General features: G+C 57.4%; 22 protein-coding genes. 8 read left to right on the forward strand and 14 right to left on the reverse strand.

The genetic code is table 11. The annotated features are described in order from the left end of the window. The first annotated feature begins 168 nt into the window (after positions 1-168). Entirely contained in the window at positions 169-957 is a 789-nt protein-coding gene (locus ERD84_RS05980) for a FadR/GntR family transcriptional regulator (RefSeq protein WP_130038681.1), read from the forward strand. Between the two features lie 50 nt (positions 958-1,007). Here the strand turns inward: ERD84_RS05980 and ERD84_RS05985 are convergent, their stop codons facing one another. From ERD84_RS05985 to ERD84_RS06000, 5 genes are all read right to left on the reverse strand, one after another. Further along, positions 1,008-2,117, reverse strand: a complete 1,110-nt coding sequence (locus ERD84_RS05985; protein WP_130038682.1) for an enolase C-terminal domain-like protein — start codon at positions 2,115-2,117, stop codon at positions 1,008-1,010. 78 nt (positions 2,118-2,195) lie between these two features. Beyond that, positions 2,196-3,392: an MFS transporter gene (locus ERD84_RS05990; RefSeq protein WP_130038683.1), complete on the reverse strand. Its 1,197-nt coding sequence runs from the start codon at positions 3,390-3,392 to the stop codon at positions 2,196-2,198. Between the two features lie 91 nt (positions 3,393-3,483). After that, complete coding sequence (locus tag ERD84_RS15950) at positions 3,484-3,660, reverse strand: hypothetical protein (protein WP_167667273.1); 177 nt, start codon at positions 3,658-3,660, stop codon at positions 3,484-3,486. A gap of 12 nt (positions 3,661-3,672) precedes the next feature. Further along, positions 3,673-4,869, reverse strand: a complete 1,197-nt coding sequence (locus ERD84_RS05995; protein WP_130038684.1) for an MFS transporter — start codon at positions 4,867-4,869, stop codon at positions 3,673-3,675. A gap of 121 nt (positions 4,870-4,990) precedes the next feature. Next, positions 4,991-5,785, reverse strand: a complete 795-nt coding sequence (locus ERD84_RS06000) for a crotonase/enoyl-CoA hydratase family protein (RefSeq protein ID WP_130038685.1) — start codon at positions 5,783-5,785, stop codon at positions 4,991-4,993. Positions 5,786-5,940: 155 nt separating this feature from the next. Between ERD84_RS06000 and ERD84_RS06005 the strand changes: the two genes are divergently transcribed. The 3 genes from ERD84_RS06005 to ERD84_RS06015 are packed head-to-tail and all read left to right on the forward strand — an operon-like array spanning position 5,941 to position 8,999. Beyond that, on the forward strand, positions 5,941-7,092 hold the full coding sequence (locus tag ERD84_RS06005) for an acyl-CoA dehydrogenase family protein (protein WP_130038893.1): 1,152 nt from the start codon (positions 5,941-5,943) through the stop codon (positions 7,090-7,092). A gap of 8 nt (positions 7,093-7,100) precedes the next feature. Further along, complete coding sequence (locus ERD84_RS06010; RefSeq protein WP_130038686.1) at positions 7,101-8,114, forward strand: acyl-CoA dehydrogenase family protein; 1,014 nt, start codon at positions 7,101-7,103, stop codon at positions 8,112-8,114. A gap of 48 nt (positions 8,115-8,162) precedes the next feature. Next, positions 8,163-8,999 (forward strand): M90 family metallopeptidase, encoded by an 837-nt coding sequence (locus ERD84_RS06015; RefSeq protein ID WP_130038687.1) that lies wholly within the window; start codon positions 8,163-8,165, stop codon positions 8,997-8,999. Here the strand turns inward: ERD84_RS06015 and ERD84_RS06020 are convergent. Further along, complete coding sequence (locus ERD84_RS06020; RefSeq protein ID WP_130038688.1) at positions 8,996-9,754, reverse strand: SDR family oxidoreductase; 759 nt, start codon at positions 9,752-9,754, stop codon at positions 8,996-8,998. The two genes, ERD84_RS06015 and ERD84_RS06020, sit on opposite strands and share 4 nt — an antisense overlap. Positions 9,755-9,830: 76 nt before the next feature. Next, positions 9,831-10,538, reverse strand: coding sequence for a DUF2238 domain-containing protein (locus ERD84_RS06025; RefSeq protein ID WP_130038689.1), 708 nt, complete (start codon positions 10,536-10,538; stop codon positions 9,831-9,833). 197 nt (positions 10,539-10,735) lie between these two features. Between ERD84_RS06025 and ERD84_RS06030 the strand changes: the two genes are divergently transcribed. Then, complete coding sequence (locus tag ERD84_RS06030) at positions 10,736-11,926, forward strand: MFS transporter (protein ID WP_130038894.1); 1,191 nt, start codon at positions 10,736-10,738, stop codon at positions 11,924-11,926. A gap of 15 nt (positions 11,927-11,941) precedes the next feature. On the opposite strand, the gene ppc is transcribed toward ERD84_RS06030, so the two are convergent. After that, complete coding sequence (ppc, locus tag ERD84_RS06035) at positions 11,942-14,794, reverse strand: phosphoenolpyruvate carboxylase (RefSeq protein WP_130038690.1); 2,853 nt, start codon at positions 14,792-14,794, stop codon at positions 11,942-11,944. Between the two features lie 248 nt (positions 14,795-15,042). On the opposite strand from ppc, the gene ERD84_RS06040 reads away from it, so the two are divergent. Next, complete coding sequence (locus ERD84_RS06040; protein WP_180001920.1) at positions 15,043-15,660, forward strand: YiaD family glycine zipper/OmpA-like lipoprotein; 618 nt, start codon at positions 15,043-15,045, stop codon at positions 15,658-15,660. 284 nt (positions 15,661-15,944) lie between these two features. Continuing rightward, positions 15,945-16,682, forward strand: coding sequence for a response regulator transcription factor (locus ERD84_RS06045; protein WP_130038691.1), 738 nt, complete (start codon positions 15,945-15,947; stop codon positions 16,680-16,682). A 45-nt stretch (positions 16,683-16,727) separates the two neighbouring features. Here ERD84_RS06045 and ERD84_RS06050 read toward each other — a convergent pair whose 3' ends face one another. Further along, positions 16,728-17,981 carry a D-amino acid dehydrogenase gene (locus tag ERD84_RS06050; RefSeq protein WP_130038692.1) on the reverse strand — a complete coding sequence of 418 codons (1,254 nt, stop codon included), beginning with the start codon at positions 17,979-17,981 and terminating at the stop codon, positions 16,728-16,730. Positions 17,982-18,174: 193 nt separating this feature from the next. Between ERD84_RS06050 and ERD84_RS06055 the strand changes: the two genes are divergently transcribed. Continuing rightward, a complete protein-coding gene (locus ERD84_RS06055) occupies positions 18,175-18,663 on the forward strand; it encodes an Lrp/AsnC ligand binding domain-containing protein (RefSeq protein WP_130038693.1) in 489 nt (162 codons plus the stop codon). A gap of 43 nt (positions 18,664-18,706) precedes the next feature. On the opposite strand, the gene proB is transcribed toward ERD84_RS06055, so the two are convergent. The 5 genes from proB to argJ form a co-directional block, all read right to left on the reverse strand. Next, the gene (proB, locus tag ERD84_RS06060) at positions 18,707-19,870 is read right to left on the reverse strand and encodes a glutamate 5-kinase (RefSeq protein ID WP_130038896.1); all 1,164 of its coding nucleotides are present in this window, start codon (positions 19,868-19,870) and stop codon (positions 18,707-18,709) included. A gap of 25 nt (positions 19,871-19,895) precedes the next feature. Next, complete coding sequence (obgE, locus tag ERD84_RS06065; protein ID WP_130038694.1) at positions 19,896-21,002, reverse strand: GTPase ObgE; 1,107 nt, start codon at positions 21,000-21,002, stop codon at positions 19,896-19,898. Between the two features lie 154 nt (positions 21,003-21,156). Next, a complete protein-coding gene (gene rpmA / locus ERD84_RS06070; RefSeq protein WP_130038695.1) occupies positions 21,157-21,417 on the reverse strand; it encodes a 50S ribosomal protein L27 in 261 nt (86 codons plus the stop codon). 37 nt (positions 21,418-21,454) lie between these two features. Then, the gene (rplU, locus tag ERD84_RS06075) at positions 21,455-21,766 is read right to left on the reverse strand and encodes a 50S ribosomal protein L21 (protein WP_130038696.1); all 312 of its coding nucleotides are present in this window, start codon (positions 21,764-21,766) and stop codon (positions 21,455-21,457) included. A gap of 90 nt (positions 21,767-21,856) precedes the next feature. After that, positions 21,857-23,083, reverse strand: a complete 1,227-nt coding sequence (gene argJ / locus ERD84_RS06080) for a bifunctional glutamate N-acetyltransferase/amino-acid acetyltransferase ArgJ (RefSeq protein ID WP_130038697.1) — start codon at positions 23,081-23,083, stop codon at positions 21,857-21,859. Positions 23,084-23,118 lie beyond the last annotated feature (35 nt).

Below are 23,118 nucleotides of genomic sequence, written 5' to 3' on the forward strand. Positions count from 1 at the left end.
GTGAAATGTCTCCTGATTTTTTAGTACTATTAATTCATATGACAAATTTGTCAAGAGGTTTTTAACCTGCTAGTATTTAAATCAGTCTTCAAGGGCTAGCCCTTGATCCGGCCGCGAGGGGTGAACTGGCTCGCAGCGATAGAACGATAAAAAAGGCAGCCGCACTTTATGCAAACAAACCAGCCAGCCAACGAAAGAACGCTATCTGATCGGCTTACAGACATGCTGGCCCGAGAGATACGCAGCGGCGCGTATCCCGTGAACTCCCGACTTCCCACCGAAAAATTCATGACAGAAGAATATGGGGTAAGCCGTACGGTTGTCCGGGAAGTCCTGTCGCGTCTCAAGTCTGCTGGTCTGGTGGAAACCCGCCAGGGTAGCGGCACAGTAGTGCTTGATCCCGCCTCCAGTGACGCGTTCAGATTGGGGCGCCCCGATGACGATCCGGCACGCGGCGTCCTGCGCATTATTGAATTGCGTCGTGGCCTGGAAGGCGAGATGGCCGCTTTGGCTGCGGCACGGCGCAGTAAGCAAGACATGCTGCGGATTAACCGGGCGCTTGCCGCCATAGACAATGCTGTGGAATTGGACGGCGATGGAGTAGAAGAAGATCTGGCTTTTCATATTGCCATTGCACAGGCCACAGGAAACCCGCATTATCCGGAGCTGTTGGGCATGCTTACGCGAGCCCTGAAAGATGCCATACGGGTGACGCGTGGAAATGAAGCGCGCCAGGCTCAACTTGCCGAAGATGTGCGCAAGGAACATGAGGCGATACGCGCTGCCATTGAAGCGCAAGATTCCGAAGCAGCCAGAGTTGCGGCATTTCGTCATATGTCGAGCACTGCCCAGCGCATACAGAATGTTGATACCGAATACTGGAAAGGCGCCAGCAGCGCCGCAGCGGGGCGCCTGGCTCGTACACGCCTGGCCGCTGAGCTCAGAAAGGCAAAGTAGCTGGCGCCCGTGGGTACAAAGTATGGCCGCCAATTACGGCGGCCATAAGGTTAGCTCAAGACGGCCAGTTGTTTTCTGGATATCAGTTCGAAGTCAATGTTTGCACCCAGACCGGGCTCTGTTGGTGCGAGTACCATGCCCTCCTGGTTGACGGTGATGTCGTTGATCAACCCATATTTTTGCGCCTCATCGGGCATCAACACTTCAAATAATTCCGTGTTGCGAATAGCCATGGTGACGTGAAGATTGGCCACGTTGTTCAATGAGTTTCCGCCATGGTGAATTTCGAAATTCATACCGAACGCTTCTGCAAGGTGGGCCGCCTTCAGGATGGTGGTGATGCCTCCTTTGACTGCAACGTCGCCGCGCAAGAAGTCAGTAGCTTTTGCCGTCAGCCAGGCAACATAGGTGTCCAGACCAGCAATCGGGTACTCCGTCGCCATGATGGGTATGTGAAGCTGTTGCTTGAGTTTCTGGTAGTTGTAGATATCCCATTCCGTCAATGGGTCTTCGTACCAGTAAAAGTTCATGTCTTGTATTGCGCGTCCGACACGAAGCGCTTGTGGGTAGTCGTAGCCCCAGGTGGAGTCCAGCATCAATTTGTAATCGTCACCTACGGCCTTGCGTACCGTTTCGCATAAGCGGATGTCTTCCTGCCAGTTTTGCGGTGGATGAATCTTGTAGGCAGCCCAGTTTTTTGACTGAAATGACAGCGCTTGCTCTGCGTAAGATTCATGATTCGGTAGTACGGCGGAACTTGCGTAGGCGGGAATACGGTCGCGGTATGAGCCGATCAGACGGTGAATAGGCAAGCCGGCAATCTTGCCGGCAATATCCCATAGGGCGATATCGACAGCTCCGATGGAGCGGATGCTGGCATTTCTTGCGCGCTGCCAAAGCGTCTTGTTCAAGGCCTCGCGATCCAGCGGATTTTTGCCCAGTAATGCAGGCTTCAGGAAGCTTATCAGGCCGGGGCCATCCATATCGGCCGGGTTACGCGCCGAGCCCAGGAAGGCGTGTCCTACCGGGCCTTCATCTGTAGAAATTTCGAGCAGACCCAGCTTGCTTTCACCCCCAAAACTGCCGGTGTGTTTGCCGTAGCTTGTTGCGGTGATGCCGTCCCAGGAAAAAAGGGTCAGCTTGACGTCAGTGATCTTCATTGTGGCCTTCTCCTCCATCAGTTATTTTTAGTATTATGAATTAGTATTACATATTGGTGTGTAAAATAATGCTCTGGTTTAGGGTTGGCGATCTTGAGGGTTTTGCTTATCCAGCTGAATCGACAGCAACAACAACAATAAGCCGCCCAAAGCCAGAAGCGAACCCACCCAACCGGTCGATGCCCAGCCAAAGCCGTGAGCGATGGCCATGCCGCCCAGCAAGGGCCCAAGCGCGTTTGCAAAATTGAAGGCTGAATGATTCAGCGCTGCGGCCAGACCTTGTGCATTGCGAGCTATATCCATCAGTCGGGTCTGGAGCACGGTGCCTAAGGCACCACCGATGCCGATAAGAAACACAGTAATGGAAACACCCCACAGGCTGGAGGCCGTAAAACTGAACAGGGCCGTGGTGGCAGCACTCCAGATTAGTACTCCGCCTATCGTGGGGATGAGTGCATGGTCGGCTAATTTCGGTACCAGGATATTTCCTGCTGTCATGCCCAGGCCGAAAATACCCAGCACTAGTGGCACGGTTTCGGGTGACGCCATGGTGACCTGCATCAGGGTGTCTGCAAGATAAGTGTAGACGGCAAATAGTCCGCCAAATCCGATGGCTCCGATGGCTAGCGTCAGCCAGACCTGGCCCTGCCTGAGCGCGCCCAATTCGCGCAGCGGACTGGCGCCCGGTGCCGTGGGCGTGTTGGGAGCCAGCAGGACAAGTAAGGCCACCGTCAATGCGCTAGTGAATGCAACCAGCGCGAACCCCCAGCGCCACCCGATGGACTGGCCCAGCCAGTTGGCCAAGGGCACGCCTATGATCGTGGCCACTGTCAGGCCAAGAAACATGCGTCCGACGGCTTGATTGCGTTTGTTAAGCGGGACTAACGACACGGCGACCAAGGCTCCGATGCCAAAGTAGGCGCCGTGCGGCAGGCCACTGAGAAAACGCAAGACCAGCATCCATTTGTAGCTGGGGGCGAAGGCTGACAGCGCATTGAACAGGGCGAACATGGCCATGAGCCAGATCAGCATGGTGCGCCGGCGAACGCGCGCACCCAGCACAGTCAGGACGGGTGCGCCGATGACAACGCCCAGCGCGTAGGCGCTAATCACATGACCGGCGGTAGGTGCATCGACACCCAGGTCCCTGGCAAAGTAGGGCAGCAGGCTCATGGTGGCGAATTCCGTCGTCCCGATGGCAAACGCGCCGACGGCCAGGGCGAAGAGTACCCAGCCTGATGAATGGTTTTTGCTTGATTGAAGTGAGGCGGGCATGATGTAGCCAGGAAATACTGGGCTAGGGTAAACCCCGATTATACTGTTGGGCTATGACTTGATCATGGCCGTGCTGCGCCGGATTATTGAATCAGAATCCACAAAGCGCCGCAAAATTGGCCCATTGCAAGCGCATTTCCGGCGATAGATAACCGGCGAATGCCAGCGCCATGACCAGCAGCACTGCAGCAAGACCCAGATAGCGCCACAGCCCTTTTTGGGGCAGGGGTGCGTCAGTTTCGTGCAGGTGGTTATCGTGCGTAGTCATGGCCGTATATCCTTAAGCGGGCGCAGGTATAGCCCTGGCTTGCTCTTTGATCGGTAGGCAAAGTACTGCTGCAACAACGGCCAATACAATGCCTGCCCACCAGACTATTGTATAGCTGCCGGTCGTTTGATACACATAACCACCCATCCAGACGCCGATGAAACTGCCTATCTGGTGTCCAAGAAAGACAATGCCCGAGAGCGTGGCCGCGTAGCGCAGGCCATAGATCTGGCCAATCAACCCTTGTGTAAGCGGAACGGTGCCCAGCCAGAAGACGCCCATCCAGGCGGCGAACAGATAGGCGACGAGGGGGGTGGTGGGCAGCGCGATCAGAAAAAGAATGCCAAAGGCGCGCAGGAAATACACACCCGCCAACAGTGTTTTTTTGCTAAGTCGCTCCCCCAGTTTGCCGGCGTAGAAGCAGCCAAACACATTAAAAAGACCAATAAACGCGATCGCTGTGGCGCCATGGGTGGCGGTCAGGCCGCCATCGACCAGGAAAGCAGGCAGATGCAAGGTAATAAAGGCCGTGTGGAAGCCGCAGACGGCGTAGCTCCAGAACAGAAAGTGAAATGAGCGATCGGCAACGGCTTGTCGGACGGCGGTCTTCAGGCTGTGTTCGCCTCGCTGGGTTTCCGGCTTACCTCTTACGAAATAGGCCAATGGCGCGCCAACCGCCACGAGCATGGACAGCACCCATATGGCGCCGGTCCAGTCCATGCTGCTGATCAGCAACTGGCCGGTTGGCACCACGGCAAACTGACCCAGTGAACCGCCGGCACTGGCGATGCCCATGGCCGTGCTGCGGTATGCAGCAGGCACGGCGCGGGCGACAACGGGAAGAATGACGGGAAATGTGGTGCCGGCCTGACCCAATCCGACCAGCACACCGGCCGTCAGATATAGCGACAGTTCGTCGGTGGCGAACCGCATGCCGATCAGGCCCAGTGTGCCCAATATGGCGCCCAGCACAATGGTCCGGCCTGCACCGTAGCGGTCGGCCAGCATGCCGAAGAAAATGCAGCCTATACCCCAGACCAGGTTCTGGATGGCGAAAGCCATGGAAAACACATCACGGCCCCAGCCATGGGCGGTACCCATGGGTTGCATGAACAGGCCGAAGGTGGCGCGCACGCCCATGACCAGCAGCACAATGAGCGCGCCGATATACAGGGTGCGTAAATAGGGGGTTGGGGCGTGAGAGGACATGTGGGTGGACCTGAGTCGGCCCCTGGGGGGCGCCTGCCAATGAAGAACGTCAGATATTAGCACCGGCAGGGCGCTTTTATTTGAAAAGGCATTTATGAGGGCATCAATACCCTGGTTGGCTTCAGGAGCGTGGCTTGGACCGCTTTTCCATGAATGCCTGAACGGATCGGGCATGGTCGTCGGATTTGTGCGCCATGGCCTGGAAGGCGGCGGATAATTCAAGCACGGTATCAAGGCGGTTGTGCTGCCCTTCACGTAGCAGGCGTTTGCTCATGCGTACGGCCTCGGGAGAGTTGGCCGCGATGCGCAGTGCAAGCTTGCGGCTTTCGTTCAGCAGTTCTTCGGCCGCTACCACTTTCGATACCAGGCCCCACGCATAAGCTTGTTGCGCGTCGATGGCATCACCCGTCAGCGTCATCTCGGCGGCGCGCGACATGCCGATCAGGCGTGGCAGAAACCATGCGCCGCCGTCGCCCGGAATGATGCCCAGCTTGACGAAACTCTCGGCGAACCTGGCGTGCTCGGAGGCAATTCGAATGTCGCACATGCAGCTCAGATCGAAGCCTGCACCGATGGCCGGTCCATTGACTGCGGCAATGGTAGGTACTTCGAGTTTGTAAAGGGCCAGCGGCAAGCGTTGTATGCCTTCGCGGTACTCATGACGCAAAGCCATGCTTTCGTACTCAGGCTTGAGCTGGCGCTCCATTTCGTCGATGCTGCCGCCAGAAGAAAATACCTTGCCAGCACCGGTGATGATGACCACGCGGGCGGTGTGCTCGGTTTCGATGCGTTCGAACGCAGCCAGGAAGGCATTGACCATGGTGTTGCCCGTCAGGGCATTGCGGGTGGGTGGATAATCCATGGTCAGCGTGACTATGCCGTGCTCGTCCTGTTCAAAATGGAGAATGTCGCTCATGCCTCTTCCTTGCAAATGTTGGAATATTCAGTGTGTGGGTTTGGTTTTGTTTGTGATGGCCATCCGGCATCGTTGCTGTAAAGTACTGCTGATACCGATTTGATGTCAGTTTCAAGCCCAATAATATTAGATAGCACACGAGACATGTTGAAATGATGATAGATACACTCGAGCTCACAGAGATTCCGGCTGAAGATGAGGCCTCGCGCGCTGAGATTCGCGCCTTCCTGATGCAAGCAGTAAGCACCCTGGAGCCTGATGTCCGGGCGCGATCCTGGCTGGGTTTTGATGCAGGCTTCAGCCGCAGCCTGGCTGAGCGTGGCTGGCTGGGCCTGACCTTGCCGGTCGAGTACGGCGGGGCTGGCAAGGGGCCTTTTGCGCGTTTTGTGCTCTCGGAAGAGCTGCTGGCGGCAGGGGCACCGGTCTCGGCGCACTGGATTGCCGATCGTCAAAGCGGGCCGCTCATCCTCAAGTATGGCACCGAGGCACAGAAGCAGTTTTATTTGCCTCGCATATGCAAGGCGGAAGCTTTCTTCTGCATAGGCATGAGTGAACCAAATTCGGGCTCCGACCTGGCCAGTATCAAGACCAGGGCCACGCGCAACGCGCAAGGCTGGACGCTTAACGGCAGCAAGATCTGGACGACCAACGCACAGCATTCCCAATACATGATTGCTCTCGTGCGCACTTCAGGTGAAACCGCCGATCGCTACAAGGGTTTGTCGCAAATCATTGTTGACCTGAGTCTGCCGGGAGTTACTGTGCGGCCCATCAAGGATATGGCGGGCGACGCCCATTTTTCCGAGGTGTTCTTTGATAACGTGCAGTGTCAGGAAGATGCGCTGATAGGCACCGAGGGTGATGGGTGGGCGCAGGTCAATGCCGAATTGGCTTTCGAGCGCAGTGGCCCGGAGCGCCTGTACTCCAGCATGGTGTTGCTTGAAAGCTGGCTTTTGCATTGCCGCCAGGCAGATGTCTCCGATGCGCAAACGGCGACCGCGCTGGGCACAATCGTTTCGTGGCTTGCTGTCTTGCGATCCATGTCAATTTCGCTGACGGCCAAGCTAGTGCGTGGGGAAAGTCCCGCCATCGAGGCAACGCTGGTCAAAGACCTGGGTACAGAGATCGAGCAGGCCATACCCAGAATCATTGGTGATCTGATGGGCGCTACACCCGATGTCGACATCCCGGTTTCCTTACGCAGGACATTGGTTTATCTGGAACAAATGGCGCCATCGTTTTCTTTGCGTGGTGGTACGCGTGAAATTCTACGTGGCATCATCGCGCGCGGCCTGGGATTACGGTAGGAGCACTCATGGATAACTTATTTACAGATTCGGTAGAACGCCTGTTTGCCGAGATCGCTACACCCGAAGTGATACGCCTCATCGAGGGCGGTGGTCGCGCCGATGCGCTTTGGCAAGGGCTGGAAGACTCCGGCTTTCTCGATGTTTTATTGCCCGAAGAGTCTGAGGGGGCCGGGTTGTCGCTGGCCGATGTCTTTCCCTTGTTTTTGCTGGCGGGGCGTTACGCTGTCCCTGTTCCTTTCGTGCAAACCCTGCTTGCACGCGCCTGGCTGCATGCTGCAGGTATCAAGGCCCCGCCGGGTTCGATCGCCATAGCGGGCTTTGGTGTGCGTCAACATGGCGATGCGCTGGAAGCAGGTACGGTGGCTTTTGGCCGTGTGGCCGATTGGGTGCTGGCACAAGTGGAGGCGCAGCACGTATTGCTGCCGGTCGCCGCAGGCCGGCGTGAACTTGACTCCGGTCATGGCAGCTTGAACGCAAGCTTGCGCTGGGCCGCCCAGCCCACCGATGCCGTGTTGATAGCGGCCGACGCTTTGCCCAGGATTGGTTTGGCCGCGTTGGCGGCCGCAAGTCATGCCCCCTTGCTGGCGGGTGCGGCCAGTCGCGTACTAGAACTGACGCTGGATTACGCCAATCAGCGTACACAGTTTGGAAAAAACATAGGGCGCTTCCAGGCTATCCAGAATCAGATCAGCATCATGGCCGAGCGTACGTGGGCGGCGCGAATGGCGGCCCAGCTGGCCTGTCAGGGTAGCGGCTGGGAGCCTGGCTACTTGCGTGCCGCAGTGGGTAAAAGCCGTTGCAGCGAGGCCGCGGCAGTTATTGCTGATATCGGGCACGCTGTACATGGTGCCATCGGTATTACCGAAGAATACGATTTACAGCTATATACCAGGCGACTGCGTGAATGGAGGCTGGCCGCCGGTACGGAAACCTATTGGGCTCGTCAGATAGGTACCCACCTGCTGCAGCAGTCCAACCATACGGCACTTTCCTTTATTTGCGAAGATATTTCGCCTTGAGCCTCGTGCTAGCATCGTAGCCATTCGGTTTTCTCATATCGAACGCTCATGCTCAGATGGCTTGCAGGGCGCGGCGCGGCGCCAAGAAAAATATCGCGTGAACTGGCGCATATTACGCCCGAGGCCTGGCTTACGGTATTGAGCGGCCTGCCTTTCCTTGCAGGGCTGACCCCCTCCGAAAGTGAAGCCCTGCGCCAGCGGGCGGCATGGCTGTTGGCCAGCAAAAACTTCAGTGGGGCGCAAGGCCTGGCATTGACCGACAACATCATGCTGTCAATTGCTGTTCAGGCAGCCCTGCCTATTTTGAAATTGGACCCGGCACTATACGAAGGCTGGATAGAAATCATTGTTTATCCGGGTGGCTTTCTGACTCCGCACATTGAAACCGATGAAAGCGGGGTGGTGCACGAATATATGGCCGAGGCATCGGGCGAGGCCTGGGAAGGCGGCCCGGTCATTTTGTCATGGGCTGATGCCGGGCCGGGCCGGCAGCAACACGCCAATGTGGTCATCCACGAGTTTGCTCACAAGCTTGATCAGTACGGTGGAGATATTGACGGTATGCCCAGCCTGGAGGCGCATGCACAATTGCGGCCACACCAGTGGGGCACTGTGCTGGAGCAGTCGTTCGATGCATTCAGCAAGGCACTGACGGCTGTGGAGGACTCGATCCCGCAAGATGTTGATCCCGAGTCAGCAAGCGCGGCAGCCTGGTTCGACACGCTGCCGCTGGATCCTTATGCCGCAAGCAATGAGGCCGAATTTTTTGCAGTGAGCTCAGAGGCTTTTTTTGTGAATCCCGGCCCGCTGGCCAAGGGTCTGCCGGACTGGTATACCTTGCTGGCACAGTACTATCGGCAAGACCCTTTGCGCCGGCTGGCTTAGCCTCGACCAATAAAGGGCATTTTCGTGGCCATGACGGTCATGAACTGCACATTGGCATTCAGTGGCAGACTGGCCATGTAAAGTACGGCGCGGGCGACATCTTCGACGTCCATCAGGGGTTCGGGTCTGGTCGAGCCGTCTGCCTGCAGCACACCGCGATTCATGATTTCCGTCATGTCGCTGGCAGCGTTGCCAATGTCTATCTGGCCGCAAGCAATATCGTATTGGCGTCCATCCAGCGAAGTGGCTTTGGTCAGGCCGGTGATGGCATGCTTGGTGGCGGTATACGACACCGCATTCGGACGCGGCGCATGTGCCGAGATGGACCCATTGTTGATGATGCGGCCGCCTTGCGGTTGTTGCGTCTTCATCAGGTGGAAGGCGCCTTGGGTGCATAAAAAGGCGCCGGTCAGGTTGATGTCGACGGCTGCCTTCCATTGCTCGTATTCCAGATCTTCCAGCGACACCGCTCGCGCAAAAATGCCAGCGTTGTTGAACAGCAAATCGAGGCGGCCAAAATGTTCTGTGATTTGTTCAAACAGATGTTTGACCGCTGCAGGGTCGCTGATGTCAGTGGGGACGACGAGTGCGCGTACACCTTGGTCACGCACTTGCTTGGCGGTTTCTTCCAGAGGTTCCTGGCGGCGCCCTGCCAGGGCGATCGAATAGCCGGCGCCTGCCAGTGCAAGCGTGATGCTTTTACCAATGCCCGAACCTGCGCCAGTAATCAGCGCAAATTTTTCCTGTGTTGCCATTGCCTGCTCCTTAGTGTGGCCTTTCTGTATGTGCAGGGCATTATACGAGTCGATGCCCAGGGCGCCACCTGCATGATCAATCCGCTGTGGGTTTCTTCATGCGCTGCGACCACTCCCAGGCAATATCGCGTTGCACCCTGGCGTTGATGGCTGCGGTGATCAGCATGGCCAGCAGTGCTCCCAAGGCAGCAAGAGCCATGTCTTTGTGGGCATCCCAGATATCGCCCTGGGTGCCCAGATAGTGCATGCCCAGGTCACCGCCAAAAATCATGGCAGCACCCCATTCAATCAGTTCGTACAGTGCCGAGGTGCTGAGCGTAAAGTCCAGCGGCAGGAAGTACGCCCAGAAGCCGCGCACCTCGACGATGCGCAGAAAGAATTCGCGTATGGGGTAGGCGAGCAGCAGCCCATATGAAAAGTGCACCAGGCGGTCGTAGTGGTTGCGTTCCCATCCGAATACGCTGTTCAGGGTGTGTCCGGTCTGGGCCTGCCACCATTGATCGTAGGGGACCTCGGAGTAAGTGTAGTGGGCCCCCAGAGTGTGCAGTGACAGGAACAGCAAGATCAGCAACAGTGCAGCATTGGAGAAGCGGAATTGATGCCGGATGAACCAAAGCAGGCAGAGCAGCGCCAGAACCAAGGCGTTTTCGAGCAACCAGGCTGAGCGGTCGCTGGGGTGGATGGCCAGGACTATCCACAGAATGGCATAGGCTGCTGCCGCAATCAGGACGATCTTGCGGCCGCCAGGCCACTGGAGTGTTTCAACTTGGGCTTGTGCCGACATCTTTTACCTCTAGCGCGTGTGTTCAGATGCAGTGTGCCGCAGGAAGCAGGCCGCCAGTTACTCGGGCATTGTCGCAGAAAAAATGTCGGAGTCATTCTGGGTGACTATGTTGGGCAAATACACAGAGGACGGCTTGGTGGCAAAATATGGCTGGACGTCGCGGATGGCCGCTGGCGGGTATTGCCCTCACAGATCACATGACAGAAACACCTTTCCGCTGGCGCCAGATTGTCATTCCCGCCTTCGGGCCTTCCTTGTTGTTTGGCATTTCCAACGGTGCCATATTGCCCGTCATAGCCCTCAGTGCCATCGCCTTGGGCGCCTCGCACGCCATGTCCGGCGTTATCGCTGCGCTCATTGGTTTCGGTTCCCTTATGTGCAATATTCCCGCAGCCGTGATTACCTCCCGCTTCGGAGAGCGACGGTCATTAATGGGGGCGGCTGTTGTCGGTGCGTGCGCCTTGGCGATATGCATACAAGCGCATCATCCGGCGGTACTGGCGCTAGGGGTGTTCCTGATGGGCATGGCGACGTCGGTTTTCTATCTGGCCCGTCAAGCCTTTCTCATGGAGGCTGTCCCACTCAGCATGCGGGCACGGGCGTTTTCGACCCTGGGTGGTACCCAGCGCATGGGTATGTTCATTGGTCCTTTCGCTGCAGCCGGGTTGATGCATTTCATAGGGCTGAACGGTGCGTATCTGGTCGCCATCGTGGCGCTGCTCGGTGCTGGCGCCTTATCGTTTGTCTTGCCCGAGCTGCAGCCTCGGGCCGAAGATTCGGCGGTGGCACAGCCACGGCCGCGCATGGCAACCATCGCCGCCGAACACAAGAGGGTTTTCCTGACACTGGGTCTGGGCTGCATGCTGATTGCCGCCATGCGGGCTTCGCGGCAGGTCGCCATTCCCTTGTGGGCTGACGCTATTGGTTTGAGTCCGACGACAACCGCCCTTATCTTCGGCTGCGTGTCCTCCATAGATATGCTGGTGTTTTATCCGGCCGGGAAAATCATGGACCAGTATGGGCGGCTTTGGGTGGCTTTGCCTTGCGCCTTGACGCTGGCCGTGTCCTTGCTGGCCATACCCTTGACGGCCACCATGATCCCCTTTGTGCTGGTTTGCCTGCTCATGGGCCTGGGTAATGGCATAGGCTCGGGGATCGTAATGACACTGGGCGCCGATGGCGCGCCGGCAAACGCCCGCCATGAGTTCCTGGGGATATGGCGGCTGATTACCGACACGGGCACCAGCGCCGGCCCTTTCATTCTTTCCGGTATTACGGCGCTGCTTTCACTGGGTGCGGGCATTGCCGTCATCGGTACATTCGGGCTGGGGGCGGCCTGTATCTTCTGGCGTGCACTGCCGCACACGCATGCGGTGAAGGATGCTTAGCGGCTAGGCAGGAAGTTAACCGGAGTTGCGCAGCCCGGCCGCAATGCCATTGATAGTCATGTGTATGGCGCGTTGGCTGCGGCTCTCTTCGCCATCGTCCTGGCTTTCCTGCGCCTGGCGATGACGTCGAAGCAGCTCTACTTGCAGATGATTCAATGGGTCTATGTAGGCGAAGCGTTCGCTCAGTGCGGCGCCCAGCTGTTTATCCTTGGCCAGCAGGTCGTGCTGGCTTATCTTCCTGAACATACTTAGTGTCAGATTGAATTCGGCCTCGATGCGGCCAAATACCTGCTTGCGCAGCTTTTTGTCGGGCACCAGGCTGGCGTAGCGCCGGGCTATTCCCAGGTCTGTTTTGGCCAGTACCTGTTCCATATTCGACAGCAGGGCCCTGAAGAAGGGCCATACTTCGGCCATTTCCTGCAGTTGCGCTAGGCGTAGCGCGGGTGTGGCAGGTGAACCGTCGCTGCCTTTTTCAATATAGCTGTGCAAGGCTGTGCCCATGCCATACCAGCCGGTCAGCATAAGACGACACTGTGCCCATGAAAATCCCCAGGGTATCGCACGCAAATCCTCGATCTTTTGGCTGGACTTGCGTGAAGCAGGGCGGGAGCCGATGTTGAGGCCGGCAATTTCCAGGATGGGGGTCGAGGCAAAGAAATAATCGTTGAAGCCGGGCGTACCGTAGACCAGGTCGCGGTAGCTCTGTTGGGCGACGTTCGACATGACGTCCATGGTTGCGCCAAACCGGGACATATTCTTGTCTTCGGACTGCGACGTGGAGGGGCCGGTGACCAGGCTGGTTTCGAGCACGGCGGCGACGAAGTTTTCGAGGTGCCAGCGGCCGACTTCGCTGTCTTTGTATTTGCCTTGTATGACTTCGCCCTGCTCGGTCAAGCGTATCTGCCCGTTGACGGTGCCGGGAGGTTGGGCCTGGATGGCTTCGAAACTGGGGCCGCCGCCTCGCGCGACCGAACCGCCACGGCCGTGGAACAGGCGTAGCCTTACCTTGTGTTTCTTGAAGACTTGCACCAGTTGTCGTTCGGCGAAATACAGCGACCAATTGGAGGTCAGGTAGCCGCCATCTTTATTGCTGTCGGAGTAGCCCAGCATGACTTCTTGCACGCCGTCCTGGGCGCTTTTTATCCGTTTGGCGACTTCAGGCAGGCCCAGCCATGTGTCCATGATTTCGGGGCCACGCATCAGGTCGGGAATGGTTTCGAACAGGGGAACAACCATCAAGCCGTCGCTGCCGCGGTCCGGCGCTTCGCCAGCATCAGGTGCGATCAGGCCGGTTTCCTGCTGCAGTACGAGTACTTCCAGCAGGTCGCTGAGTGTTTCGGTGTGCGACACAATAGATTGCCGAATAGCGGCGCTGCCATATTTGCGTCGGCAGGCGGCGGCCATGCGCAAGATGGCCAGCTCTTTCTCGGTTTCGGGCGTATAAGATACCCAGGGTGACACCAAGGGGCGGATCTGCTGGATCTCGTCGCGCAGCAGACTGATGCGATCTTCTTCCGGGAGGCTGCGGTAGTTGACTGGCTTGTTGTTCAGGCGCACGCCTGCCGCCTTGAATAGCTCGGTGAGTACGCGCTCATGCACGTCGGAACTTTGACGCAGGTCGACACTGGCAAGATGAAAGCCAAAGATGCTGGCCGCCTGCAACAGACTCGAAAGGCGCAGTTGCGCGATCAGGCTGCCATGATGCTGATCGAGTGAATCGGCAATGACTTGCAGATCGTGCAGGAAGGCGGCCGGGGTTTCGTAGGGAGGGGCATCGTAGGTGGGACGCAAGGCCAGCTGGCGTCCAGTCAACGTCACGGCGGTGGCCGCCAGGCGAGCATACAGGTGTATGAAGGCACGCCGATAAGGTTCATCGACCCGGTGGGCCGAGCTGTCCTGGCTGACCAGGGAAAGCGCAATCAGCTCTGGACTGGCCGTGCCCAGGGTGCGCGATAAGGAGACCTCGGTACCCAGAGCTTTGATTTCCTGCAGGTAGTGCCGTAGAACATGTGTGGACTGCCTGAGCAAGGCCTGTTCAAGCGTTGAGGCATCGACGTTGGGGTTGCCGTCGCGGTCTCCGCCTATCCAGCTGCCCATTTGCAGAAACGGCGGCAGCGGCCGGGTTTTGATGTCGAAGAGCTTGCGCTCGGGCCGCAAGCGGGTGGCCAAATCCTGATAGAGGCGTGGTATGGCGGTCAGGAAGGTGCTGGTGTAGTAGGTCAGGGCATTGTCGATTTCGTCGAGAACAGTCAGCTTCTGGCGGCGCAGCATGCGTGTTTGCCATAGTGTGGCCACCAGGCCCGTCAGGGTTCGATCCAGCAGCTTGCGTTCCGACGGCGTCAGGTTGGCGTCGCTTTGTGCCAGCTGGCGGGCGATCTCGCGATGCAGGTCGAGCGTACTCTTGCGCTGTACTTCGGTGGGGTGCGCGGTCAGCACCGGGACAATGCAGGTGCTTTCAAGGTAGCGCAATATCTTGCGGTTGCCGACGCCTTTGCTGTGCAACAGATCAAGTGCGTGCTGCAGGCTGCCCCGCATGGGTGTATCGGCGTGCAGCTCGTGGTGCCGCTGGCGCCGGTTCTGGTCGCGGTCTTCGGCAATATTGGACAGATGCAGAAAATAACTGAATGCCCTGGCGACCGAGTTGGCTTCCTCGTCGGGGAGGCGGGCAATTTGTTGCTCCAGCACGCGACTGTCTGCCGGGTTGCCTTCGCGCCGGAACTTGACTGCTGCGCGGCGCAATTTTTCAATGACGTCGTAGGCCGCCTTGCCTTCACATTCTTTGATGACCTCGCCCAGTGTCTTTCCAAGCTGCCGGATATCGTTGCGCAGAAAAGCGGGTTCCGTACTGGTGGCATTGGGTTGGTTCACAAAGTCTCCTGGGGGGGGGCGAGTGTCTTGTATGGCCTTACGGACGGGACACTAGGGTTATAAGGCGATAGTAGCAATTCTCAGTGTCAAGAACCGTCAATTTCGGTCCGCAGAACCAAAATGTAACACTCCTGGAGGCCACTGCTTGCTAGCATAAATAGCGGCAGTCATCATTCTGCTGAAAAAGGAATAAGGAGAACTACATGAAAGTATCTATGCGTGCTGGACGAATCACTACTCTCGTCGCTATGGTGGCACTGATGGCTGGTTGTGCCAATATGAACGAGATGGGCACTGGCGGTAAGACAGCTGTTGGTGCAGGCGCGGGTGCTGCAGTAGGTGCTGGCTTGGGTGCCCTGATTGGCGATAGCAGCAAGGCGGCTGCTATTGGTGCAGGTATCGGTGCCGTAGCCGGCGGTATTGTCGGTTATAACTGGAAAGGCGTGAAGAATGACGTCGAAAAATCCGGCGCCAGCAATCTGGGCGTAGATGTCACTGAAATGCCCGATGGCACATTGCGTGTGAATATTCCAAGCAATGTTTCGTTTGACACGGGTAAGTATGCCTTGAAGCCAGCCTTGCTGCCGGTGCTTGACAGCGTCGCCCGTGCCTTGGTGCAGCATCCCGAGCTGCGTGCCAAGTCCATTGGCTATACCGACAGCACTGGTTCGGCGCAAGTGAATCAGACCTTGTCGGTGAACCGCGCACGGGCAGTAGCCAACTATCTGTCTAACCAAGGTGTGCCTGTTGCCAACTTGACGGCTGAAGGTCGTGGCCCAAGCAACCCCGTCGGCGATAACGCAACAGCTGAAGGCCGGGCAATGAACCGCCGGGTCGAACTGTATTTGTACGCTGTACAGCAGTAAGGCGATTGCGGTAAAACAAATCGGGCGGCCCGTTAAAAGGCCGCCCGATTTGTTTTTGCGGCATGAATGCGGTGGCAAGTTATGGAGCAGTTGAACAACAAACAGTAAGTAAAAGAAATAATTATGGTCATTAAGTTAGTTTGTTTTTTAAATTAAAGGCATAATAAGTCGGATTGGAATAAATTGTTACTTTAGAAAGGTCTGGGCCAAGGCTGTCTGGGGAACTGACTTGCCAGCTCCCCAGCCTCAAAATGGGGTTGATGTCATTGATGAGGGGGCGTCTTATGAAGCAGGATCTGAATATATTGTTTTTCGTGCCTCGAGCCAGGGCCGGAACGGTCCCCGACCGGATGGAAAGAGTCAGAGGGCTGCAGGAAAGCGGGTTTCAGGTGCAGCGCTGCACCACTATCCCGATGCTGCACAAATGTTTGCAGGCAAGCGCGTCGGGCGGCATGCCGCCTGTAGTGATTCTGGCGGGCACATTGCTTGAAAACTGCTCCGCTACAACATACTTGCGCGCCTTGCATCCATCCATGGGCATCGTGGCCATGGTGGGTCCCAGGCAAGACGCAGAAGTCATACGCCTGTTGCAAAGTGGCGTCGATAATCATTTTGTACATACCGCCTCCAACGAGTTGCTGGCGGCTATCCTGTTCCGCTTACTTGCCCGGTCCGACAGCGGTCCGGCTTCTGCCGAATCCGTCTCCAGCGTCACGAAGGGCAACTGGTCGTTGAAAGACCAGGCCTGGAGGCTGATCAGCCCAGACGGCGTTGAGATTGCCTTGACCACGGGTGAAAGAGCCTTTCTGTCTGTACTGTTTCACGCACCTGATCGGCGAGCAACGCACAGTCAGCTTGCCGATGCCGTCGATCAGGATTATGCCCTGGCCTCGGCCCGGAAACCTCAGGGACGCCTGGGTGTACTGGTCAGCCGCATGCGTCAAAAGTGCTCCAGGCTGGGGGCGCCGCTGCCATTGAAATCGCTGCACAATTGGGGCTATATGTTTACCGGGCCGGTATAAATTCATGGTGGCTCGCGGCGACGGCCTGCGTCGCCGGCTGCCAGGTCACGACTGATATCTATGTATCGATAAGTCGTCGCTGCGTATGGCGGTAGGCTTGCCCGATACAATATCGGCGATCAATTGGCCGCTGCCGCATGCCATGGTCCAGCCCAGGGTACCGTGGCCAGTGTTCAGGAAGAGATTGGGCAAGCGAGTGGGCCCCACTATCGGGGTGCTGTCAGGCGTCTTGGGACGCAGGCCCGTCCAGAATGATACGTCGCCCGATACATAACTACCCGGAAACAGGTCGCTCAGCACCATTTCAAGCGTTTTTTTGCGCCGCTCATCCAGGCGCTTGTCGAATCCGACGATTTCGGCCATGCCACCTACACGTATGCGTTGGTCAAAACGTGTCACGGCAATTTTGTAGCTTTCGTCCAGCAGCGTGGAGACAGGTGCGCGGCTTTCATCGGCAATAGGAACCGTTATTGAATAGCCTTTCAGCGGATAGACCGGCAGTTTGCCTATATGCTTGAGCAACTGTGTGGACCATGAGCCGAGGGCGACGACGTAGGCGTCAGCGGTCATCAGCCCGGCGTCGGTTTCCACACCCGTAACACCTGAGCCATCAGCATGCAGGGCCTTTATCACAGTGCCATAGCGGAAGGATACGCCCAGTTTCTCGGCTTCAGCCGCCAGCTTGGTGGTGAACAGATTGCAGTCGCCGGTTTCGTCGTTGGGCGTACGTAATCCACCCACCAATTTGTTTTTGGTCAGGGCCAGTGCGGGTTCGGCTCTTTCGAGCTCATCGCGCCCAAGCAGTTCGTAGCGTATGCCTGCATCGTGCAGCACTTTCATGTCCTGGCCGGCAGCATCAAGTTGTTGTTGCGTACGGAACACCTGAAGCGTCCCTTGGCGGCGCCCTTCATACTGGATGCCTATTTCGTCACGCAGGGCGTCCAGGCAGAGGCGGCTGTAGCCCGACAGCCTGAGCATGCGCTCTTTATTGGTCGCGTAGCGGCTGGCCGTGCAATTACGCCACATTTTATAAATCCATTGCAGCTGGAACAGAGACCCATCAGGTCGAATGGTCAGTGGCGGGTGTTTGGCGAACATCCACTTGACTGCTTTGAGTGGCACGCCGGGAGCCGCCCAGGGGCTGGAGTAGCCGTAAGACACCTGGCCCGCATTGGCAAAGCTGGTTTCCAGCGCTGGCCCGGCCAGACGTTCGATGACGGTGACCTCATGGCCCTGGCGGGCCAGATAATAGGCGCTGCTGACGCCCACTGCGCCAGCTCCTAAGACGATGATTTTCATTTGATCCGGAAAAATATGGCTTGATTCAGGCATGTTAGGGCAGGATGCCTAGCAATTTTTAATGAAGAAGTCGGTTTTCCAGTGCTTTATATGGTTTCCAACGCAAAGAAGGCGGTTTTCAGCAATAATTACTGATGCGGATATTCCACCATGCAAATCGCCTCACGAGAGGCAGCTCATCAAGGACAATACAGTGAGAATTCAAAGAACCCCTGTATCGGCTTTAGACAAGCTCGACCGGCATATTCTCGATCTTTTGCAGCGTGATGGGCGCATGTCCATGACCGAGCTTGCTGATGCCGTGGGCCTGACGGTTACGCCGTGCATAGAGCGGGTGCGTCGCCTGGAGCGTGATGGCATTATCACCGGCTACCATGCCAGGGTGGCACCCGGAGCGCTTGATGCCGGCTTGCTGGTGTTTGTCGAGATATCAATGTCCAGCAAATCAGATCGTACTTTCGATGATTTCCGGCGCGAAATCCTGTGCATCCCGCAAGTTCAGGAATGCCATCTGGTGTCGGGAGATTTCGACTACCTGGTCAAGGCCCGCATCAAGGAGATCAGCCAGTATCGCAATCTGCTGGGCGACATTTTGCTACGCCTGCCAGGTGTCACCCAGACCAAGAGTTGCGTGGTCATGGAAGAGGTCAAGGAAACACTATTCATCGCGGCCCAGAAATAACCGGAGGCCGGCAAGGCGTCGTCTGTTTGCGTAGTTGCCTGGTTCAGGTCTTGGCCATCAAGTCACGCGAGCGCGCAAAAACCATATTGTCGCGGTGCATGAGTTCCGGGTCGGACATCGACCCTAGAATGTCTATGATGTGACTACTGGGCTGGCGCATGATGCGCCGGGTGTCGGCGGCCGAATAATTGATGAGTCCGCGGCCGCACTCTACACCATGCTGGTCTACACAGGCCACGACATCACCACGCTCAAACTCACCTTCCACTGCCACCACACCTATCGGCAGCAAGCTCTTGTGGCCTTGCGTCAGTGCCCGCACGGCGCCGTCGTCGAGGGTGATGCGGCCTCGCAGGCGCAAATGATTTGCCAGCCATCGCTGGCGTGCCGAGCGTACGGGAAGTATGGCACGCAGTTCGGTACCTATGGCTTCGCCTCCCGCCAACCGGAGCAGTACATTGGGCTCGCGACCAGAAGCAATGATGGTATGGCCACCGCTATTGGCGGCCCGCTTGGCAGCCAGAACCTTGGTCAGCATGCCGCCGGTGCCTATGCTGCTGCCAGAGCCGCCGGCCATGGTTTCCAAGGCGGGATCACCGGCCTGACCCAGGGCGATAAACTGGGCATCGGGATTCTTGCGCGGGTCGGCGCTGTACAGGCCGGACTGGTCAGTCAGAATGACAAGGGCTTCGGCCTCGATGAGATTGGTCACCAGTGCCCCTAATGTGTCGTTGTCTCCGAGGCGGATCTCGTCGGTGACGACAGTATCGTTTTCGTTCACGATGGGGACAACGCCCAGGCCCAGCAGGGTATACAGCGTGCTGCGTGCATTCAGATAGCGGCGCCGGTCAGCCAGGTCTTCGTGCGTCAGCAGGATTTGGGCTGTACGTATTCCGTGGCGTGCAAAAGCGGCTTCGTAGGCCTGAGCCAGGCCCATTTGTCCTACAGCTGCTGCTGCCTGCAACTCATGCATGGCATTCGGGCGGCGTGGCCAGCCCAGTCGAGCCATACCTTCGGCGATAGCGCCGCTGGATACCAGAACCATCTGTTTGCCCTGGCCATGCAATTGGGCAATTTGCTCGGCCCATTGTTCGACAGCGAGGGTGTCTATGCCTTTGCCTTCGTTGGTGACGAGCGATGAGCCGACTTTGACGACCAGACGTTTGGCGTATGAAACGGCAGAAGACGAGGGTTTGGATTCGGCCATGGGTTGGGGGCGATGAATACGGGACTCAAACAGAGTCGGAACGTGTGTCGTCGAAGCGTGGGTCTTCGGCAATGTAGCTGCCATCGGCCTTGTCCTGGGCGATATTGGCTTGTTCGCGTTCTGCGTCCAGCCATTCCTGCAGGCGCCAGGTGAGCTCTTGTGCACCTTCGCCGGTCAGGGCCGAAATACCAAAAACGGGACCGGTCCAGTCTAGTGCGTCGCACAGACGTTGTTTTACGTCATCGGGATCTTCGACCATATCGAGCTTGTTCAGCACCAGCCAGCGCGGCTTTTCGTACAGGTCTTTGTCATACAGGCGCAGCTCTTCAGCGATGGCGCGAGCATCTTGAGCGGCCTGATCGACCGGATCGATGGAGGGATCGGGTGACGAGACGTCGACCAGGTGCAGCAATACCCGGGTGCGAGACAGATGGCGCAGGAACAGGTGCCCCAGGCCGGCACCCTCAGAGGCGCCCTCGATAAGGCCGGGAATATCTGCGATGACGAAGCTGTGCGAAGGTGAGGTGCGGACCACTCCCAGATTGGGGTGCAGCGTGGTGAAAGGGTAGTCGGCGATCTTGGGCCGCGCGTTGGATACCTTGCTGATAAGGGTGGACTTGCCGGCATTGGGCAGGCCCAGCAGACCAACGTCGGCCAGTACTTTCAGCTCCAGCTTGAGCTTGCGCTGCTCGCCTTCCTGGCCGGGCGTAAATTGACGGGGAGCCCGGTTGGTGCTGGATTTGAAATGCAGGTTGCCCAGCCCGCCGTGGCCGCCCGCCGCGAGGGTGGCGCGCTCGTTGTGGCGATCCAGATCAAAGAGTTGTTCGCCGGTTTCGGCATCGAAAATGGTGGTGCCTACGGGCACACGCAGCGTGATGTCGGCAGCAGCAGCGCCGTACTGGTCTGATCCTCGACCATTTTCGCCGTTTTTGGCGCGATGCAAGCGTGCAAACCGGAAGTCGACCAGGGTGTTGATGTTGCGGTCGGCGACAGCATAGATGCTGCCACCCCGGCCGCCGTCGCCACCGTCGGGCCCACCCTTGGGAATGAATTTTTCGCGGCGAAAGCTCGCCGCGCCATTGCCGCCTTTACCGGCAATGACTTCGATGGTTGCTTCGTCTACGAATTTCATTGTGCTGTGACTTATAAAGAGGGGGGGGGCTGCCCCCGGCTTGCGTGATGCCTTGCGGGCAGGGCCTGGCGTGATGCCGTGAACCTGCCGATCTATTCTAAAACAAAAAGCCCTGCCTCAAGGGCAGGGCTTTTCTGCGGGTGTGTGCCGATGATTACTCGGCCGCAATCACCGATACGGTGCGCTTGTTCAGTGCGCCTTTGATGGCGAACTTGACAGTGCCGTCTACCAGCGAGAACAAAGTGTGATCTTTGCCTATGCCGACGTTCACACCGGGGTGGAACTGTGTGCCGCGCTGGCGAACAATGATGGAACCAGCCGAGATGGCCTGACCACCGTAGGTTTTTACACCTAGCCGTTTCGATTCTGAGTCGCGGCCGTTACGCGTTGAGCCGCCGCCTTTTTTCTGTGCCATGTTTAGCTCCTGCTATACAAAACCGTTAAGTCTATCGTTAAGCCGTGATGGCTTCGATGCGGACTTCGGTGTAATTTTGACGATGACCTTGACGCTTTTGGTAGTGCTTGCGACGGCGCATCTTGAAAATCTTTACCTTGTCGTGGCGGCCTTGTGCAAGAACGGTAGCCTTGACCACGGCACCGGCGACCAAAGGCGTGCCAATTTGCAGCTGCTCGCCTTCGCCAACCGATAAAACCTGGTCTAGCGTGATTTCTTGTCCAATGTCTGCCGGTATCTGTTCTATCTTGAGTTTTTGACCTGCAGCAACACGATACTGTTTGCCGCCGGTTTTTATGACCGCGTACATGTGGGAATTCCTAAAATAAAAATCTTGGCTAAAATGCCAAGCTCATGATTCTACCGTGTTTTATTCGTAAGCGTCAAGCTGCAAACCCCACTAGGATCGGTAGTCGGCATTGATGGTGACGTATTCGTGCGAAAAATCGCAGGTGTAGACGGTTTCGCTGGCCTCACCGCGCCCCAACGCAATGCGCATGGGAATTTCGGCCTGCTGCATGACACGCTGACCGTCTTCTTCCTGGTAGTTGGGGTGGCGGCCACCCTGGCTGGCCACCATGACGTCTCCTAGCCACAAATTGACGCCGCTAACGTCAAGGTCGGCGATACCGGCATAACCGATGGCGCACAAGATGCGCCCCAGGTTGGGGTCTGATGCATAGAAGGCCGTCTTGACCAGTGGCGATTGCGCCACCGAATAGGCTACTTTCAGTGCTTCTTCGGGGGTCTTGGCCTGTTCGACATGCACCGTCATGAATTTGGTGGCGCCTTCGGCGTCACGTACGATTTTCTGGGCCAGCTCGGTGGCGGCTTCAGCCAACGCTTTGTATAGCGGAGCATAAAGCGGGTCGGAGACGGATTCGATGCGCACTGCGCTCTGGCCGGTGGCCATGACAATGAACGAGTCGTTGGTGGAAGTATCGCCGTCAACCGTAATACGGTTGAACGAAAGGTTGGCAATGCTGCGTACCATGTCGGTGAGCAATTCAGGTGCAATACCAGCATCGGTGGCCAGGAAACCCAGCATCGTGGCCATATTGGGCCGTATCATGCCAGCGCCTTTGCTGATGCCCGTGATGGTAATGGTGTTGTTACCCAGCGCTACGCGGCGTGACACGATTTTGGGTTGAGTGTCGGTGGTCATGATGCTGTGAGCGGCCATGAACCAGTTGTTGTCCGCTGTGTCGGCCACGGCCTGCGGCAAAGCCGCCACCAAGCGATCGAGCGGCAAGGGCTCCAGGATGACGCCGGTGGAAAAAGGCAGTACCTGTTGTGGCTTGATATCGAGGATATTGGCCAGTTCGACGCAGGTTTGTGTTGCCGCTTGCAGGCCGCTTTCGCCAGTGCCCGCATTGGCGTTGCCGGTATTGATGACCAGCGCGCGTATGCCCTGACCTGCGGCGAGATGGGTTTCGCAGACCTGCACCGGGGCGGCGCGAAAGCGATTGAGCGTGAATACGCCTGCTACGCTGCTGCCTTCCGCCAGACGAAATACTGTCAGGTCGCGATGATTGGCCTTGCGTATGCCGGCCTCGGCAGCGCCGATCTGTACGCCTGCAACAGGGTGAATATCTGATTCCGAAGGGATGTATAGATTGACAGCCATGAATGCGCCAGCAGTAAAAGGTTCAAAACCTTGAT

It is taken from the genome of Pollutimonas harenae (assembly GCF_004153685.1).
GTDB classification, from domain to species: domain Bacteria; phylum Pseudomonadota; class Gammaproteobacteria; order Burkholderiales; family Burkholderiaceae_B; genus Pusillimonas_C; species Pusillimonas_C harenae.